The organism is Clostridium porci, assembly GCF_009696375.1.
In the GTDB taxonomy this organism is placed as follows: domain Bacteria; phylum Bacillota; class Clostridia; order Lachnospirales; family Lachnospiraceae; genus Enterocloster; species Enterocloster porci.
On record NZ_VUMD01000001.1, the window covers coordinates 233666 to 249420 of the forward strand.

Sequence of the window (15755 nt, forward strand, 5' to 3'; positions counted from 1 at the left end):
GAAGGAGGGGGTTTCATATGCTGGAAAAAATTGATTTAACAAAAAGTATCGATAAAAAGACCTACCGCAAAGTGATGGATGAATCGGTGCAAAAGCTTGGATTTTTGCAGAGGGAATGCAAGGCTGCCGGGATTCCGGTTGTAATTGTGTTTGAAGGCATGGGGGCCGCTGGAAAGGGGGTGCAGATTAACCGCCTGATCCAGGCGCTGGACCCAAGAGGTTTTGACGTGTATGCCTGCAACCGCCCTACGGAAGAAGAACGGCTGCATCCCTTTCTGTGGCGTTACTGGATTAAAACCCCGGCTAAGGGACGAATGGCCATTTTTGACCGGAGCTGGTACCGTATTGTTCAGGTGGACCGTTTTGACGGACTGACTCCGGAGTGCAGGCTGGCAGCTGCTTATCAGGATATCCTGTCCTTTGAAAAGCAGCTCAGCGATGACGGAACTGTTATGATTAAGCTGTTTCTTTACATCGATAAGGCGGAGCAGAGGAAACGCTTTAAAAAGCTGGAGGAATCCAGGGAAACCGCCTGGCGTGTTACAAAGGAGGACTGGAAGCGCAACAGGGAGTTTGAAAGGTATCTACGTATCAATGAAGAAATGCTGGAGAACACAGACACAGACTATGCCCCCTGGAGCTTGATTGAGGCAGTGGATAAAGATTACGGAGCTCTTAAAATTATTACCTCTGTTATAGATCGTCTGGAATATGAGCTGGATCTCAGGAAAAAGACAGGTGAACCTGGCAGAGAGGGAGCAGAGGCATCTCACGTAAGGGAACGCTTTAAAAATGGAGTTCTTTCCGGTATTGATTTGTCTAAGACCATGACAGAGGAGCGTTACAGGGAGGATTTAAAGAAATATCAGAAGCGTCTGGAGGAGCTTCACAGCGAGATTTATCTGCTCCGTATTCCTGTTATTATCGGCTTTGAGGGTTGGGACGCAGGAGGAAAGGGAGGAGCTATCAAGCGCCTTACCAGCCATTTAGATCCCAGAGGCTATCAGGTAAATCCCATCGCCGCCCCTAATGATATTGAGAAGGTGCACCACTATCTGTGGCGGTTTTGGAAGGATATGCCAAAGGCAGGCCATATGGCGATATTTGACCGCACCTGGTATGGGCGGGTGATGGTGGAGCGAATCGAGGGCTTTTGCAGCAGCGCGGAGTGGAAGCGGGCTTATCAGGAGATCAATGAAATGGAATCTCATATGGTCAACGCAGGCGCGGTGGTTTTGAAATTCTGGCTTCATATTGACAAGGAGGAGCAGGCGCGCCGTTTTAAGGAGCGGCAGGATAATCCTCAGAAGCAGTGGAAAATCACAGACGAGGATTGGCGTAACCGGGAAAAATGGGCTCAGTACGAGGAGGCGGTGAATGAAATGCTGATCCGTACCTCTACTACCTACGCCCCCTGGATTATAGTTGAAGGCAATGACAAGCGTTATGCCAGAGTCAAGGTGCTCAAAACTGTGGTGAATGCTCTGGAGAAGAAAATCAAGGAAGTTAAAAACGAAGCATGAGTAAAACAAAAGAGATAATCATAGTAGGCGGAGGCGCAGCCGGCATGATAGCGTCTGTCGCCGCCGCCAGGGAGGGCGCAAGGGTGCGCTTGTTCGAAAAAAACGAGAAGCTGGGAAAAAAGCTGTTCATCACTGGCAAAGGACGCTGCAATATAACCAATGCATGCGATATGGAGGAGCTGCTGGCATCGGTTGTCAGCAACTCCAAATTCCTGTTTAGCAGCTTTTATGGCTTTACAAATCAGAATATGATGGAGCTGCTGGAGTCTCAGGGGGTGCATCTTAAGGTTGAGCGGGGCAGCCGTGTGTTTCCCCGGTCAGACAAATCCTCGGATGTGATAGCGGCTCTGGCATCCCTTATGAAGAAAGAAGGGGTGGAAATCCAGCTTCAGGCAGAGGCCCATGGCCTGGTGATTCAGGATAAAGCCGTCAGGGGAATCCGTCTGGGCAGCCAGGTGGAGAAGGCGGATCGGGTGATTGTGACTACAGGAGGCTTATCCTATCCCACCACCGGTTCTACAGGGGACGGCTACAGATGGGCGCAGGAGTGCGGGCATCAGATTACAGACCTGTCCCCGGCGCTGGTTCCCTTTGTAACGGCAGAGGCGGACACGGTTAAGGATCTACAGGGACTTGCTCTGAGAAATGTGGAGACATCTGTGTATAGCGGTAAAAGGGAGTTGTACCGGGAGATGGGGGAGATGCTGTTTACCCATTTTGGTGTCAGCGGCCCCCTGATTCTAAGCGCCAGCTCCTTCTGCGCGAAGGCTCTGAAAAAAGGACCTTTAAGGCTTCTTATCGACTTAAAGCCGGCTCTGTCTGAAGAGCAGCTGAATGGAAGGGTTTTAAGGGACTTTGAGGAGAGTAAAAATAAGCAGTTTAAAAATTCCCTGGGACGTCTCTATCCTGCTAGGCTGATACCGGTTATCATAGCCCGCAGCGGCATTGACCAGGATAAACAGGTGAATGAAATAACAAAGGAAGAACGGCGAAGGCTGGTTCAGATAACAAAGGGGCTTGAATTTACGGTGACAGGCCTTAGGGATTATAAGGAGGCCATTATTACCCAGGGAGGCATTTCCGTAAGGGATATTCATCCCGGCACCATGGAGTCCAAACGAATAGCGGGATTATACTTTGCGGGAGAAATTTTGGATTTGGATGCAGTGACTGGGGGCTATAACCTTCAGATTGCCTGGTCTACCGGTTGGGCGGCCGGAAAGGGCGCGGCCGGATAAGGGACGGAGATAAATAAAAAGAGTAGGAGAACCAGTATACAATGGGACATTTTAACATAGCAATCGACGGGCCGGCAGGAGCCGGCAAAAGCACAATCGCAAAGCTGGCGGCCTCAAAGCTTGGATTTGTATATATAGATACAGGGGCAATGTACCGGGCTATGGCGCTGCATTTTCTGCGTCTTGGAATAAAGGCGGAGGATGAGAGAGCCGTAGCGGAAGCCTGCAGGGATGTGGACATAACCATTCGTTATGAGGATGGCGCTCAGCAGGTTATCTTAAACGGAGAAAATGTCTCCGGCCTCATCCGCACAGAAGCGGTAGGGAATATGGCCTCGGCCTCCTCCGGGTATATATCTGTAAGGGAGAAGCTGGTAAAGCTTCAGAAGCAGCTGGCTAAAAGAGAGAACGTAGTCATGGACGGGAGGGACATCGGCACCTGCGTGCTGCCTGACGCTCCGGTTAAGATTTATCTGACGGCCTCTGTTAAGGTGAGGGCAATGCGGCGCTATAAAGAGCTTCAGGAGAAGGGGAAGGCCAGCAGCCTGAATGTGATTGAGCAGGACATAGAGGACAGGGATTACCGGGATATGCACCGGGAGCATTCTCCGCTAAAGCAGGCGGAGGACGCAATCCTGGTAGACAGCTCCCAAATGACTGTAGATGAGGTGGCAAACGCTATTATCAATCTGGCCCGTGAACGTGGATTGGGGGACTGATATGGAGCGGACTGTATTAATTGCTAAGCATGCAGGCTTTTGCTTTGGTGTGGAACGGGCTGTGGAGCAGGTGTATGAGCAGATGAAGGCGGTAAAAAAAGGAAATGCCAGAGGGCCTATCTATACCTATGGCCCTATCATCCACAATGAGGAGGTAGTAAAGGATTTAAGCGAAAACGGCGTTCAGGTACTGGATACGGAGGAGGATCTGGGCAGGCTGCCAAAGGGGGAGGGGACGGTGATTATTCGCTCCCATGGGGTCAGCAGGCATGTATATGATATTTTAAAGGAGAGGAAGGTGGAGGTTGTGGACGCCACCTGTCCCTTTGTGAAAAAAATCCACCGGATTGTAGCGGAACGCTCAGCGGCAGGGGACGCAGTGGTTATCATCGGCAATCCGGATCATCCGGAGGTAGAGGGAATTAAGGGATGGGGCAATGAGGACACCAAGGTGATTCAGAATGAGACTGAGGCAGCGGATTTTCATTTGAAGCCGGGACAAAAGCTTTGCATCGTGTCGCAAACGACATTTAATTACAACAAATTTAAAGAATTAGTTGAAAAATTTTTAAAAAAGGGTTATGATAGTAGTGTTTTAAATACGATTTGCAATGCAACACAGGAAAGACAAGTGGAGGCAGCAAGGATTGCTTCTCAGGTGGAAGCTATGATTGTCATTGGAGGCAAACATTCTTCCAATACCCAGAAGCTGTACGAAATATGTCTCAAGGAATGTAAGAATACCGTTTACATTCAGACACTCGGCGATTTAGATCCTGATAGTGTATCTTCTGTGCGCAGCGTAGGTATTACAGCTGGGGCATCCACCCCAAAAAAGATTATTGAGGAGGTTCATACCAGAATGGCAGAGCAGAGTTTTGCAGAGTTATTAAAGGAAGAGGAAGAATCAACCAAACCAATACGTACAGGAGAGATAGTCACTGGTCAGGTCATCGAAGTCAGCAAAGATGAGATTATACTGAGTATTGCGGGTAATAAATCCGAAGGAATTATTACACGTGACGAATACAGCAACGACAATAATGTAGATTTGACTACCAAGGTACAGGTTGGTGAGGAGATGGAAGCCAAGGTAATTAAGCTGAACGATGGAGTAGGCATGGTTTCCTTATCTTATAAGCGTATGGCAGCAGACAGGGGCAACAAGCGCCTGGAGGAGGCCTTTGAAAATCAAGAGGTTTTGACTGCTAAGGTAGCTCAGGTTTTGGACGGAGGCTTAAGCGTTGAGGTTGAGGGCGCGAGGGTATTTATTCCGGCCAGTCTTGTATCAGACAGCTACGAAAAGGATCTGTCCAAGTATGCAGATCAGGAGATTGAGTTTGTGATTACAGAGTTCAATCCTAAGAGAAGAAGAATCATCGGAGACAGAAAACAGCTTCTGACAGCTCAGAAGGCACAGATGAAGGAAGCGCTGTTTGCGAGGATTCATCCGGGCGATACGGCAGAGGGCGTTGTAAAGAATGTAACGGACTTTGGAGCTTTTATTGATCTGGGCGGAGCGGACGGACTTCTGCATATTTCAGAGATGAGCTGGGGACGTGTTGAGAATCCGAAGAAGGTATTTAGGGCAGGTGATTCCCTGAAGGTTCTGATTAAGGATATACAGGGAGAGAAGATTGCTTTAAGCCTTAAATTCCCGGAGGCAAATCCGTGGGTGCAGGCTGCTGAGAAGTATGCGGTAGGCAATGTAGTAGTTGGCCGGGTGGCACGTATGACTGATTTCGGCGCCTTTGTTGAGCTGGAACCAGGAGTAGACGCATTGCTTCATGTTTCTCAGATTTCCAGAGATCATGTTGAAAAGCCGGCGGATGTTCTGAGAATTGGTGATGAGATAGAGGCGAAGGTAGTCGATTTTAATGAGGCTGACCACAAGATCAGCTTAAGCATCAAGGCATTGATGGCTTCTGCTCCTCAGGAAGCAGAGGATGACGCAGATGTAGCTGATGTGGATATTGACGCAGTAGCGCGGTCAGTGGAAGAATAAAAGGTATAGAAGGACAGGACAGCGCTTTCCGCGAAGGAAAGAGGCTGTCCTGTTGTGATCGATATGTTGGATTTAGCTTTGGCCTTTGCTTCGCCTGTGAAACTGATAGTCCGCGTACTGCTGGTGAATCTGATTTCTCAGGCTCCTGGTGATAGGCAGGCGCTCGCCTGTGGTGATAATAAATTCTGTTTTCTCAAGAGATATTACCTGATCCATATTGATGATACAGTTGCGGTAGCAGCAGGTGAACTGAGGATAGCAAAGGAGCATACCAGAAAAGTCTTGAAACCGCATATAGGTTTTGACAAGTCTGTCTGCCAAATGTATCTGTATGTAGTGATTATAATAATCTGTGTAAAGAATATCATCGATCGGAAGCTTTACCATAATACGGCTTTCTTTTACCTCAATGTAATGGCGGCCCTTCTTTTGGATGATAAAGCTTAAGTAATCCATAGTTTCACAAAACTTCTTATAGGTAATGGGTTTCAGCATGTAATCCAAGGCTCGTACCTGGTATCCCTTCAAAGCAAAATCTTTACTGCCGGTAGTGAAAATAATGGCACATTGGCTGTCTTCCTTCCGAATCTGTTCCGCGATCCGGATTCCGGAAGCCTCCCGCTTTAGGAAAATATCGATAAATATCAGGTCAAAGGCCCCTTGGCGCCAGATGTCGAGGAAATCGGAGGCTGTGTTAAAGATGGTGGTTTGCTGGGAGAGACAGGCATGTGAAAAATAGGAGGCTATAAATCCTGATAATTGACGGGCTTCTTCAACAGAAGCATCAATAATAGCAATCTTCACACTGCGCCTCCTTTTCTTTTGTGGACTATCAACAGGTAGTCTGGAGCCTCTTTAAACATTTCTGCCATCTGCCATTTATTCCAAATTATAGCAATCAATCTAGTTTCAGTATAATATACAACGATTTAAAATGCAAGAATAATTGGAATAACCTGTAAGAGCAGTGGAAAGCAGAAGGTAAAATTAAGGGAATGGTATAGAAGACAGGCCCCCTGGGAATAATTCCTTTGTACTTAATTGCTGAAAGGAGTTAATAAAAATGGGAAATTCAAAAGCCAGGAAGGATAAGCCCTTTGACCCACATAATCTGACACCGCAGGAGCAGCTGAAATTCGAGATTGCGCAGGAGCTGGGGCTGGAAGCCAAGGTTCTGGAAGGGGGCTGGAGAAGTCTTACAGCCAAGGAAAGCGGGAAAATCGGAGGGCTTATTACCAAACGGAAGCGTGAGCTGAAGCAGGAGGCATTGCAAGAAGAATAAAAAGCAAGTATATTTTTTGAGAAAAACGACGGATGAAAGGACGGACCTGGAAAAATGAAGGTGGGAATAATCAGCTTTACGGAGGGAGGAGCTCTTTTGTGCGCCAGGCTGTGCTCCTTATACGCAAGGAAAGGCTGGGATTGCCGGGGATATGTTCCGAAACGCTTCTTTAGGATCGGCTGGGAGGATATTGGGATTGTACGCCAGGAGCAGACGCTTGCAGAGTGGACAGGCTCCATGTTCAGGGAAGGAAGGAATCTGGTGTTTATTGGCGCTGCGGGAATTGCGGTGCGGGGGATTGCTCCTTATGTAAGAGATAAGATGAAGGATCCAGCTGTGTTGGTGGTGGATGAAATGGGAAGCTATGTGATCCCGCTGCTGTCCGGCCATGTTGGGGGAGCCAATGAGCTGGCTGTAGACCTTGCCGGAGCCATTGGAGCACAGCCTGTAATTACCACAGCTACCGATGTACGAGGGATCTTCGCAGTGGATGTGTTTGCTGCAAAGAACCGTCTTGTCATTACGGACAGGAGGTTGGCGAAGCAGGTTTCCGCCTGCCTGCTGGAGGGAAAGCCAGTGGGATTTTTCAGCGATTTTCTGTTTAAAGATGAAATCCAGGGGAAGTGGATGCCTGAGGGCTTCCGGGATCATGCTTGTGAGATGAATCTGTGGATTACTGCGGCCTGTAAGGAGCGGTATGGAAAGAACTGTCTGCGTCTGGTACCCAGGTGTGTGACGGTGGGAGTTGGCTGCCGCAGGGGAACCAGAGAGAAATGTCTGGAGGAGGAAATTGAGTCCGCCTTGAGAGAAGGGGGGATTCATCCTGCGGCGGTGAAGACTTTGGCAACCATTGACATAAAGTCGGATGAGGCCGGACTGCTTGCTCTGGCGGTAAAGAAGGGATGGGAACTTAAATGCTATCCGGCAGAGAGGCTTCTGGCTGTAGAGGGAGACTTTAAAGAGTCGGAGTTTGTGCGCAGAAAGGTAGGGGTAGGAAATGTCTGTGAGCGGGCTTGTATGGCAGAGGGCGGACGGTTGATGCTACATAAGCGATCCAAGAATGGGGTAACGGTGGCCGCGGCACAGGCTCAGGTACAGTTAGAGACCTTCTAGTAAAATTGACATTGAGAAACTGACAGAGATGTGATATACTTTTTCTAGCTATAGGCGCTTAGGGAGTATGTATCAGACTCTAAGGCAAGCTGGATGAAATTGACAGCAGAGTCTTGACCGGCTTGCTGTTTTCACGTTTATAAGTCAGATGCGGGACAGCAGGTGGACTATGGGAAAATCGTACATCTATAAAAATCGGAAAAAATTAAGATGGGGATATACTACAGGTACTTGTGCGGCAGCGGCTTCCTTGGCGGCTGCCGTTGTGCTGCTGCGCCGTGAGTCCGTGGAGCAGGTTCAGATTGAAACGCCGAAGGGCATTTTGCTGGATTTGGAAATAGAGGACATGAAAGCAGAGAGGGACTGGGTATCCTGTGCGGTGCGAAAGGATGGGGGAGACGATCCGGATGTGACCAATGGCTTTTTGGTTTACAGCCGGGTTTCCAGAGAAAATCCTTTTAAGGATAAATGGGAAACCCGCAAAAGTGGATGCTATGAATATAAAAATGGCACATTACACCTGTTTTTAAGCGGTGGAATGGGAATTGGAAGGGTTACAAAGGAAGGACTTAGCTGTGAAGTGGGAAAGTACGCCATTAACCCTGTTCCCAGGCAGATGATTTTTTCCCAAGTGGAGAAGGTCTGCCGTCAGGAGGGATTTCAGGGAAGCCTGTGGATTGAAATAAGCGTTCCAGAGGGAGTGGAGGCAGCGTCCCGTACCTTTAACGGAAAGCTGGGAATAGAAGGAGGCATCTCGATTTTGGGAACCAGTGGTATGGTGGAGCCCATGAGCGAGACGGCTCTTCTGGAAACCATTCGCCTGGAGCTGCGTCAGAAAGCGCTGGAGGGCCAAAGCCAGGTGATATTGACTCCCGGTAATTACGGTCAGCAGTTTATCAAAAAGGCGATGGGGCTGGAGCTGGAGCAGGCAGTAAAATGCAGCAATTTTATTGGAGCTACCATTGACATGGCAGTGGAGGAGGGGGTGAAGGGATTATTGCTGATTGGTCATGGAGGGAAGCTTATAAAGGTGGCAGCAGGCGTTATGAATACCCATTCTTCCGTAGCAGATGGCCGAATGGAGGTGCTGGCAGCCTATGCCGGAGCCTGGGGCTGCAAAAAGGAGCTGGTAAGGAGGCTCCTTTCCTCTGTCACAGTAGAGGATGCGCTCAGGCAGATGGATGCTGTGGAGGGGCTTTTGGAAGGGGTGATGAGGCAGGTCACAGAGGCCGTGGATCGCCATTTAAAGGGGAGAGCAGGCGGCCGGATCGCCATTGAGACAGTGATTTTTACCAATGAACGCGGGATACTTGGAATGAGCTGTGGAGCAGCCGGAATGTTAAAGAAGCTCCGCTGTGAAAAGCCATATGCTGGGATGGGCAGGATAAGCCCTGTGGGGAATAGATTCTAAAGGGATACGGACAGATTTCCTGCATACGTGTTTATAAGGACAGATAACAAGAAGGGAGGACCTTATGGTACATATCGTAGGAGCAGGCCCAGGGAGCGTAGATTTAATCACGGTGAGAGGAAAGAGGCTTTTGCAGGAAGCCGATGTAATTATATATGCCGGTTCTCTGGTGAATAAGGAATTGCTGGATGGAGCAAAGGAAGGAGCTGCGCTCTATGACAGCGCCCGGATGACACTGGAGGAAGTGATGGAAGCGGTGGAGGAGGCGGAAAAAAAAGGGCTTTCCACAGTAAGGCTTCATACTGGCGATCCCTGCTTATATGGGGCAGTGAGAGAGCAGATGGACTGGATGGACAAGAAGGGCATTGCTTATGACATCTGTCCCGGCGTTAGCTCCTTTTGCGGGGCTGCGGCTGCTTTGGGGATGGAATATACGCTACCGGGCATTACGCAGAGTGTAATCATTACCAGAATGGCAGGAAGGACGCCGGTGCCTGAGAGGGAGTCTATTCGCAGGATGGCGGCTCACGGCTCGTCGCTGGTGGTATTTTTAAGCGCGGGAATGCTTACGGAGCTGTCGGAGGAGCTGATGGCAGGAGGCTGCAGGGAAGATACCCCGGCAGCGATTGTGTATAAGGCCACCTGGCCGGATGAAAAGGTGGTGCGGTGCAGTGTGGGAACGCTGGCCCAGGCAGCCGGGCAGGAGCAGATAAAAAAGACGGCTCTGGTCATAGTGGGAGAAAGCGTAGCCCAGACAGGCTATGAGCGCTCTAAGCTCTACGATCCGGTGTTTTCAACAGAATTCAGGGAAGGCAGGCAGGCCGCAGCTGGCTGCGGAAGAAAGACAGCTCTTCCATCCTTGATACAATCCCATGCTGTCAGAAGCGTAAGGGATGAAGGCCGCAACGAGAAGGAGAAAGTAGAGGGAGCCTTGCCTGACGCTTTGCCAGGAACCATGTATGTGGTTGGAATAGGGCCGGGGAGCATAGCCCAGATGACAGGGCAGGCGCTTGAGGCTTTGAGACGATGCAGGGTGATTGCAGGTTATACGGTGTATGTGGAACTGGTGCGGCCCTATTTTCCTGAAAAGGAATTCCTCACTACCGTTATGACAAAGGAGGAAGAACGGTGCCGCAAGGCCCTGGAGTGCTGTATGGAGGGGAAGGATACGGCTATGATCTGCAGCGGAGATTCCGGCGTTTACGGTATGGCAGGTCTGCTTTTAGAGCTGTCAAAGGAATACCCTGGAGTACAGGTGGAGATTGTTCCCGGTGTGACGGCAGCCACTGCCGGGGCGGCAGTGCTGGGGGCTCCGCTGATGCACGATTTTGCGGTCATCAGCCTCAGCGACAGGCTAACGCCTCTTAAAACCATCTGGAAGCGGGTGGATGCGGCAGCCTCAGCGGATTTTGTTATCTGCCTTTATAACCCTGCCAGTAAGGGGCGGCCTGATTATCTGCGACAGGCCTGTCAGCGGATATTGGCATGGAGAAGGGAAGAAACGGTCTGCGGAATTGTGAGGAATATAGGCAGGGAAGGACAGGAGATGGAGGTTGTGAGCTTAAAGGAGTTAAAGAACCGGCGGGTAGATATGTTTACAACCGTCTATATCGGTAATTCTCAAACCAGAAATCAGGGAGGGCGTATGGTGACCCCCAGAGGGTACCGGTATGAGAAATAAGGAAGGGGGCTGTCCAATGGGAGAGACGCGGGCGAAGAAAAGCGGAGGAAGGCCTGGAGAGAAGAAGGAAGTTGGCAGAAAAAAGCTGCTTCTTTTTGGAGGAACGACGGAAGGCCGCCTTCTGGCAGAATATATTTCCGGTTTGGACTGCCGCCTGCTGGTGTGTGTGGCAACGGAATATGGAAGGGAGCTTCTTCCCGAACAGGTGGCAGTCCGGGCTGGCCGTCTGGATGCGGATGGGATTCAGAAGCTGATAAAGGAGGAGAACCCCGGAATGATTATTGATGCTACCCATCCCTATGCCACAGAGGCGACGGAAAATATACGAACTGCGTGTACAGCCTTCGCGGGAGTCCGGTATCTTAGGTGTATGAGAGAGGCAGCCGGGGGAATAGGCAAGGAGGCGGTCAGTTTTCTTAAGAACCCTGAGAAATTAGAACAAAGGAAAGCTTTAGACAAAGGGGAGCTTGTGTGTGTGCCAGATGCAGACGCAGCAGTTCGCTGGCTTTCCGGCCGGAACGGTAATGTATTGCTCACAACAGGCAGCAAGGAGCTGGCTGCCTATTCCAGACTGAAGGACTATAAAAGCCGGCTGTATGTTCGGGTTCTGCCTGCCTCTTTGTCACTGGAAGCCTGCAGGAAGCTGGGAATAGACGAGAGTCATATCATAGCTGCTCAGGGGCCATTTTCCGAGGAGATGAACCGGGCTCAGTTAAAGCGGTATCACTGTTCCATTTTGGTAACAAAGGACGGAGGAGCAGCAGGCGGGTTTAAGGAGAAGCTCCGGGCGGCCTGGGCAGAGGGAGCTTGCGCTGTGGTGATCCAGCGCCCGGACAAGGGAAAGGGATTTTCTTTGGAGGAAGTAAAAAGGCAGGTTAGAGAATGGATCAAGCAAGGAGATTAGGACAAGGAATATGAAGGAAATGCGGCCGATAGTATATCTTGTAGGGATTGGAATGGGAAGTGAGGCTCAGCTTACAGGCAGGGCTATGGACTGTCTGGAGGCAGCTCAGGTGATTATGGGGGCAGACCGGATGCTGGACAGCATTCGGGACTTTGGGGAGAATAAGCAGGTGTTTGTTTCTTATAAGCCTAGCGAGATGGTTCAATGGTTGGGAAGCTTTTGCTGGGAGGAAGCGGCGCTGGTGCTTTCTGGAGATACCGGCTTTTACAGTGGAGCGGAGGCAGCCGGAAGGGCATTTTTAAGGGAAGGCTGGGATGTTGAGTATGTGCCGGGTGTTTCCAGCCTGTCCTATTTTTGCTCCAGGCTTGGCAAGAGCTGGCAGAGGGTTCATACGGTCAGCAGCCATGGCCGCCAGTGTGATGTGGTGGGCCAGATTCGCAAATACGCCACATCCTTCGTACTCCTGGGAGGCAGCGCAAGTGTGTCCGGTCTGTGCCGTCAGCTGGTCAGCAGCGGGATGAGCGGTGTTACGCTGTGGGCTGGAGAGAATTTCTCCTATGAGGATGAGCGGATTGCCTGGGAAATGACGCCGGCTGAGCTGCTCATGGAGGATGAGAGCCATCCCTTTGGCAATCTGGCCTGTGTGCTGGTAGAAAATCCAGACGCAGAGGAAGGGCAGCTCTATCCTGAGGCAGGACCCTCCGACGACCAGTTTATCCGGGGAAAGGTTCCCATGACAAAGGCAGAGGTGCGAAGGCTTTCTCTGGAGAAGCTGCGCATTGGAGACGGAGCTGTGTGCTATGACATCGGCGCGGGAACCGGTTCTGTGGCAGTGGAAATGGGAATGGCCATCCGCCGCAGAGAGGGCAATGGAGAGCTGTATGCCATTGAGAGAAAAGAGGAGGCTTTGGAGCTAATCGAATCGAATCGCCAGAAGTTCCATGGAAGCTGGGCTGGCTTCCACATTGTGGAGGGGGAGGCGCCAGAGGCTTTAAACGGGCTGAGACCGCCTACCCATGCGTTTATCGGAGGGAGCAATGGACGAATGAAGGAGATTGTGGCCAGTCTTCTGACTGCCAATCCGCAGGTGCGGATTGTGGCAAATGCCATCACTCTGGAAACCGTTGGAGAGATTCTGGAATGTATGGAGGATTTTGGATTTGAAGACAGGGAGCTGGTTCAGATTTTGGCTGCACCAGTGGAGCTGGTGGGGAGATACCATATGCCGAAGGCCCAGAATCCCGTGTACGTTGCGGTGATGCAGTATCCGCCGGAGGAAGGAAAGGAAAATGAATGTCAGGAATTATGATAGCTGCCCCCAAAAGCGGCAGCGGAAAAACGATATTAACCTGCGGGCTTCTTGCTCTTTTAAAACGGAAAGGACTAAATCCGACTGCCTTTAAATGTGGGCCGGATTACATTGACGGCCTGTTTCACCAAAAGGTGCTGGGGGTGGGGAGTGGTCAACTGGATCTGTTTTTTGAAGATCCGAAGCAGATGAAAAACCGGTTTTCCAGATACAGCTTCGGGAGCTTTGCCGTAGTGGAAGGGGCTATGGGTTATTTTGACGGTCTGGGCGGCGTGTCCTTAAAGGCCAGCGCCTGGGATGTGGCGTCTACTCTGGATTTGCCTGTTTTTCTGGTGGTGGACGCTTATGGAGCCAGCCTTTCCCTTGCTGCGCAGATTCAGGGATTCCTGGACTTTGACACCGGTGCAGAGGAAATGGAAGAAAGGGAGAATAGAAAGAACGCAGCTAAAGTTCCCGGAAGAAGCAATGCCGGAAAGGGGAGGAATAACCAGATTGCAGGAATTATATTTAACCGGATGGCTCCGGGAATGTATGGCAGCCTGAAGGCAGTAGTGGAGGGCAGGCTCCATGTTCCTGTGGTGGGCTGGGTGCCCAGGCTGGATTTCCTTAAGGTGGACAGCCGTCATTTGGGGCTGGTGCTTCCAGAGGAGATAGAGGGGCTAAAGGAGCAGATGGATAAGCTGGCCGGCTGTCTGGAGCAGAGCCTGGATCTGGGTCAGATTGTGAAAGTCGGAAAGAGAGGGGAGACAGGAAAGGGAGACGCTGGCTCCTCCCTTACCTCTGCAGCTTCTTATGGAGCTCCCCGAAATATTTGTCTGGAAGTAAGGGAGGCTAAGACCTGTTCGAGGCAATTCCGCCTTGGAGTGGCTATGGATGAGGCCTTTTGCTTTTACTACCGGGAAAATCTGGAGGCTATGGAGGCGGCGGGAGCTAACTTGGTTTTCTTTAGCCCCATTCATGATCAAATTCTGCCTTCCGGGCTGGGGGGGCTGCTCCTTGGAGGTGGATATCCGGAAAATTATGCAAGAGAGCTGTGGGAGAATTCCTCCATGCGCAGAGCTGTAGCAGAGGCGGCAGCGGCAGGGATGCCGATTCACGGAGAGTGCGGCGGATATCTGTATCTTTTGGAGGAGCTGGAGGGGGCCGACGGCTGCAGCTATCCCATGGCAGGTGTTTTTAAAGGAAAGGGCCGGCCTGTGGGAAGAAGCCGCAGATTTGGATACATAACGGTTACCTGCAGCCGGAAGCTCCCCTTTTTGGAGGAGGGGGGAAGTATTAAGGGGCATGAGTTTCACTATTGGGATTGTGTCTGTGATGAGGGGGAGTATGTTATGACTGCGGTGAAGCCAGTGGGAGGGAGAAGCTGGCCCTGCATGCGTACAGTGGGACGGACGGTAGCTGGGTTCCCTCATCTTTACTACGGCTCCTGCCCTCAGTGGACTCAGAGGTTTGCAAACCAATGTATTGAATACAGCAGGATACAAGAGGTCGCTGGAACATGAATATAGAAGAAGCAGTAAAAGCAGTGAAGGAGCCTGACGGCGCAGCCGCCCGGGAAGCCGCCCGGCGCTGGGACAGGGTAGCAAAGCCCCTAAACAGCCTGGGAGAGCTGGAGAGGGATGTGATCCGTATAGCAGGGGCCCAGGGAAGTTCAACGATCTCCATTGGCAGGAAAGCCATTGTTGTGATGTGTGCCGACAATGGAATTGTGGAGGAGGGCGTTACCCAGACAGGTCAGGCGGTAACTGCCATTGTGGCAGAAAATATGGCGGCAGGCCGCTCCTGCGTTTGTCTCATGGCAGAGCGGGCAGGCGCCGACGTGATTCCGGTGGATGTGGGGATGGCGTCCTGTTCTCCAGTCAAGGGAGTCCTCTGGCGCAGAGTTGCCAGCGGAACCCGCAATTTCCGAAAAGAGGCTGCTATGAGCAGAGAGGAAGCAGTTCAGGCCATAGAGACAGGTATTGCCATAGCCTGTGAATTAAAGGCCAAAGGCTATGAGCTTGCAGGCTCAGGAGAGATGGGAATTGGAAATACAACTACCAGCAGCGCAGTTCTTTCGACTCTTTTGAATGTGGAGCCGGAGCTGGTAACTGGCCGTGGAGCCGGGCTTACTTCAGCAGGGTACAGGCGTAAGGTGCAGGTGATAAAAGAAGGGCTGGCGCTTCACAGACCGGACAGAAGAGATCCGGTGGATGTACTGGCAAAGGTAGGAGGGCTGGATCTGGCGGCATTGGCCGGGTTTTACATAGGCTGCGGTCTCTGCCGTATGCCGGTGGTGCTGGATGGGCTGATAACAGCAGCCGGGGCTTTGGCAGCCGTGGGAATCTGTCCCAAGGTAAAGGGCTATCTCCTTGCGTCTCACAGGTCTGCGGAGCCAGCGGGAGGCATAGCTTTGGATGCGCTGGGACTGACGCCGGTAATCCAGGCCGGAATGTGTCTGGGTGAAGGTACAGGGGCTGCCGCCTGCTTTCCTTTGCTGGATATGGCTGCGGCTGTCTACGGGCAGATGAGCAGCTTTGAGGAAATACAGGTAGAGCAATACCAGCATTTACAGTAGAAGGGAAGGAAAC

Annotated in this window: 13 protein-coding genes; 12 read left to right on the forward strand and 1 reads right to left on the reverse strand. The window is 51.1% G+C overall.

Annotation, left to right across the window (positions count from 1 at the left end; translation table 11 throughout):
- Positions 1-17 precede the first annotated feature (17 nt).
- Genes pap through FYJ39_RS01060 form a run of 4 tightly spaced genes read left to right on the forward strand, consistent with a single transcriptional unit; the run spans position 18 to position 5485 of the window.
- Complete coding sequence (pap, locus tag FYJ39_RS01045) at positions 18-1523, forward strand: polyphosphate:AMP phosphotransferase (RefSeq protein WP_154470613.1); 1506 nt, start codon at positions 18-20, stop codon at positions 1521-1523.
- Positions 1520-2761, forward strand: coding sequence for a BaiN/RdsA family NAD(P)/FAD-dependent oxidoreductase (locus FYJ39_RS01050; RefSeq protein WP_154470614.1), 1242 nt, complete (start codon positions 1520-1522; stop codon positions 2759-2761). The genes pap and FYJ39_RS01050 overlap by 4 nt, the downstream gene beginning before the upstream one ends.
- Positions 2762-2802: 41 nt before the next feature.
- Entirely contained in the window at positions 2803-3480 is a 678-nt protein-coding gene (gene cmk / locus FYJ39_RS01055; protein WP_154470615.1) for a (d)CMP kinase, read from the forward strand.
- 1 nt (position 3481) lies between these two features.
- Positions 3482-5485, forward strand: a complete 2004-nt coding sequence (locus FYJ39_RS01060) for a bifunctional 4-hydroxy-3-methylbut-2-enyl diphosphate reductase/30S ribosomal protein S1 (RefSeq protein WP_154470616.1) — start codon at positions 3482-3484, stop codon at positions 5483-5485.
- A 72-nt stretch (positions 5486-5557) separates the two neighbouring features.
- Here FYJ39_RS01060 and FYJ39_RS21300 read toward each other — a convergent pair whose 3' ends face one another.
- A complete protein-coding gene (locus tag FYJ39_RS21300) occupies positions 5558-6289 on the reverse strand; it encodes a LytR/AlgR family response regulator transcription factor (RefSeq protein ID WP_328597507.1) in 732 nt (243 codons plus the stop codon).
- Between the two features lie 259 nt (positions 6290-6548).
- Between FYJ39_RS21300 and FYJ39_RS01070 the strand changes: the two genes are divergently transcribed.
- The 8 genes from FYJ39_RS01070 to cobT all read left to right on the forward strand — a co-directional run bounded on the left by FYJ39_RS01070 (position 6549) and on the right by cobT (position 15742).
- The gene (locus FYJ39_RS01070; protein ID WP_154470617.1) at positions 6549-6767 is read left to right on the forward strand and encodes a small, acid-soluble spore protein, alpha/beta type; all 219 of its coding nucleotides are present in this window, start codon (positions 6549-6551) and stop codon (positions 6765-6767) included.
- Between the two features lie 54 nt (positions 6768-6821).
- Positions 6822-7880, forward strand: coding sequence for a cobalt-precorrin 5A hydrolase (locus tag FYJ39_RS01075; protein ID WP_154470618.1), 1059 nt, complete (start codon positions 6822-6824; stop codon positions 7878-7880).
- Between the two features lie 169 nt (positions 7881-8049).
- A complete protein-coding gene (cbiD, locus tag FYJ39_RS01080) occupies positions 8050-9291 on the forward strand; it encodes a cobalt-precorrin-5B (C(1))-methyltransferase CbiD (protein ID WP_154470619.1) in 1242 nt (413 codons plus the stop codon).
- 64 nt (positions 9292-9355) lie between these two features.
- A complete protein-coding gene (cobM, locus tag FYJ39_RS01085; RefSeq protein ID WP_154470620.1) occupies positions 9356-10972 on the forward strand; it encodes a precorrin-4 C(11)-methyltransferase in 1617 nt (538 codons plus the stop codon).
- Complete coding sequence (locus tag FYJ39_RS01090) at positions 10962-11876, forward strand: precorrin-6A/cobalt-precorrin-6A reductase (RefSeq protein WP_235919693.1); 915 nt, start codon at positions 10962-10964, stop codon at positions 11874-11876. The genes cobM and FYJ39_RS01090 overlap by 11 nt, the downstream gene beginning before the upstream one ends.
- Positions 11877-11886: 10 nt before the next feature.
- Entirely contained in the window at positions 11887-13185 is a 1299-nt protein-coding gene (gene cbiE / locus FYJ39_RS01095) for a precorrin-6y C5,15-methyltransferase (decarboxylating) subunit CbiE (protein WP_154470621.1), read from the forward strand.
- On the forward strand, positions 13170-14687 hold the full coding sequence (locus tag FYJ39_RS01100) for a cobyrinate/hydrogenobyrinate a,c-diamide synthase (protein ID WP_154470622.1): 1518 nt from the start codon (positions 13170-13172) through the stop codon (positions 14685-14687). The genes cbiE and FYJ39_RS01100 overlap by 16 nt, the downstream gene beginning before the upstream one ends.
- Entirely contained in the window at positions 14684-15742 is a 1059-nt protein-coding gene (gene cobT / locus FYJ39_RS01105) for a nicotinate-nucleotide--dimethylbenzimidazole phosphoribosyltransferase (protein WP_154470623.1), read from the forward strand. The genes FYJ39_RS01100 and cobT overlap by 4 nt, the downstream gene beginning before the upstream one ends.
- Positions 15743-15755: the final 13 nt, after the last annotated feature.

Excerpts from the sequence above, each read along its gene's own strand:
- cbiD (WP_154470619.1), top strand. The coding sequence starts at position 8,050 with ATGGGAAAATCGTACATCTATAAAAATCGGAAAAAATTAAGATGGGGA.
- FYJ39_RS01060 (WP_154470616.1), top strand. The coding sequence starts at position 3,482 with ATGGAGCGGACTGTATTAATTGCTAAGCATGCAGGCTTTTGCTTTGGT.
- cmk (WP_154470615.1), top strand. The coding sequence starts at position 2,803 with ATGGGACATTTTAACATAGCAATCGACGGGCCGGCAGGAGCCGGCAAA.
- FYJ39_RS01075 (WP_154470618.1), top strand. The coding sequence starts at position 6,822 with ATGAAGGTGGGAATAATCAGCTTTACGGAGGGAGGAGCTCTTTTGTGC.
- FYJ39_RS01100 (WP_154470622.1), top strand. The coding sequence starts at position 13,170 with ATGTCAGGAATTATGATAGCTGCCCCCAAAAGCGGCAGCGGAAAAACG.
- FYJ39_RS01050 (WP_154470614.1), top strand. The coding sequence starts at position 1,520 with ATGAGTAAAACAAAAGAGATAATCATAGTAGGCGGAGGCGCAGCCGGC.
- cbiE (WP_154470621.1), top strand. The coding sequence starts at position 11,887 with ATGAAGGAAATGCGGCCGATAGTATATCTTGTAGGGATTGGAATGGGA.
- cobM (WP_154470620.1), top strand. The coding sequence starts at position 9,356 with ATGGTACATATCGTAGGAGCAGGCCCAGGGAGCGTAGATTTAATCACG.
- FYJ39_RS01070 (WP_154470617.1), top strand. The coding sequence starts at position 6,549 with ATGGGAAATTCAAAAGCCAGGAAGGATAAGCCCTTTGACCCACATAAT.
- pap (WP_154470613.1), top strand. The coding sequence starts at position 18 with ATGCTGGAAAAAATTGATTTAACAAAAAGTATCGATAAAAAGACCTAC.
- FYJ39_RS01090 (WP_235919693.1), top strand. The coding sequence starts at position 10,962 with ATGAGAAATAAGGAAGGGGGCTGTCCAATGGGAGAGACGCGGGCGAAG.
- cobT (WP_154470623.1), top strand. The coding sequence starts at position 14,684 with ATGAATATAGAAGAAGCAGTAAAAGCAGTGAAGGAGCCTGACGGCGCA.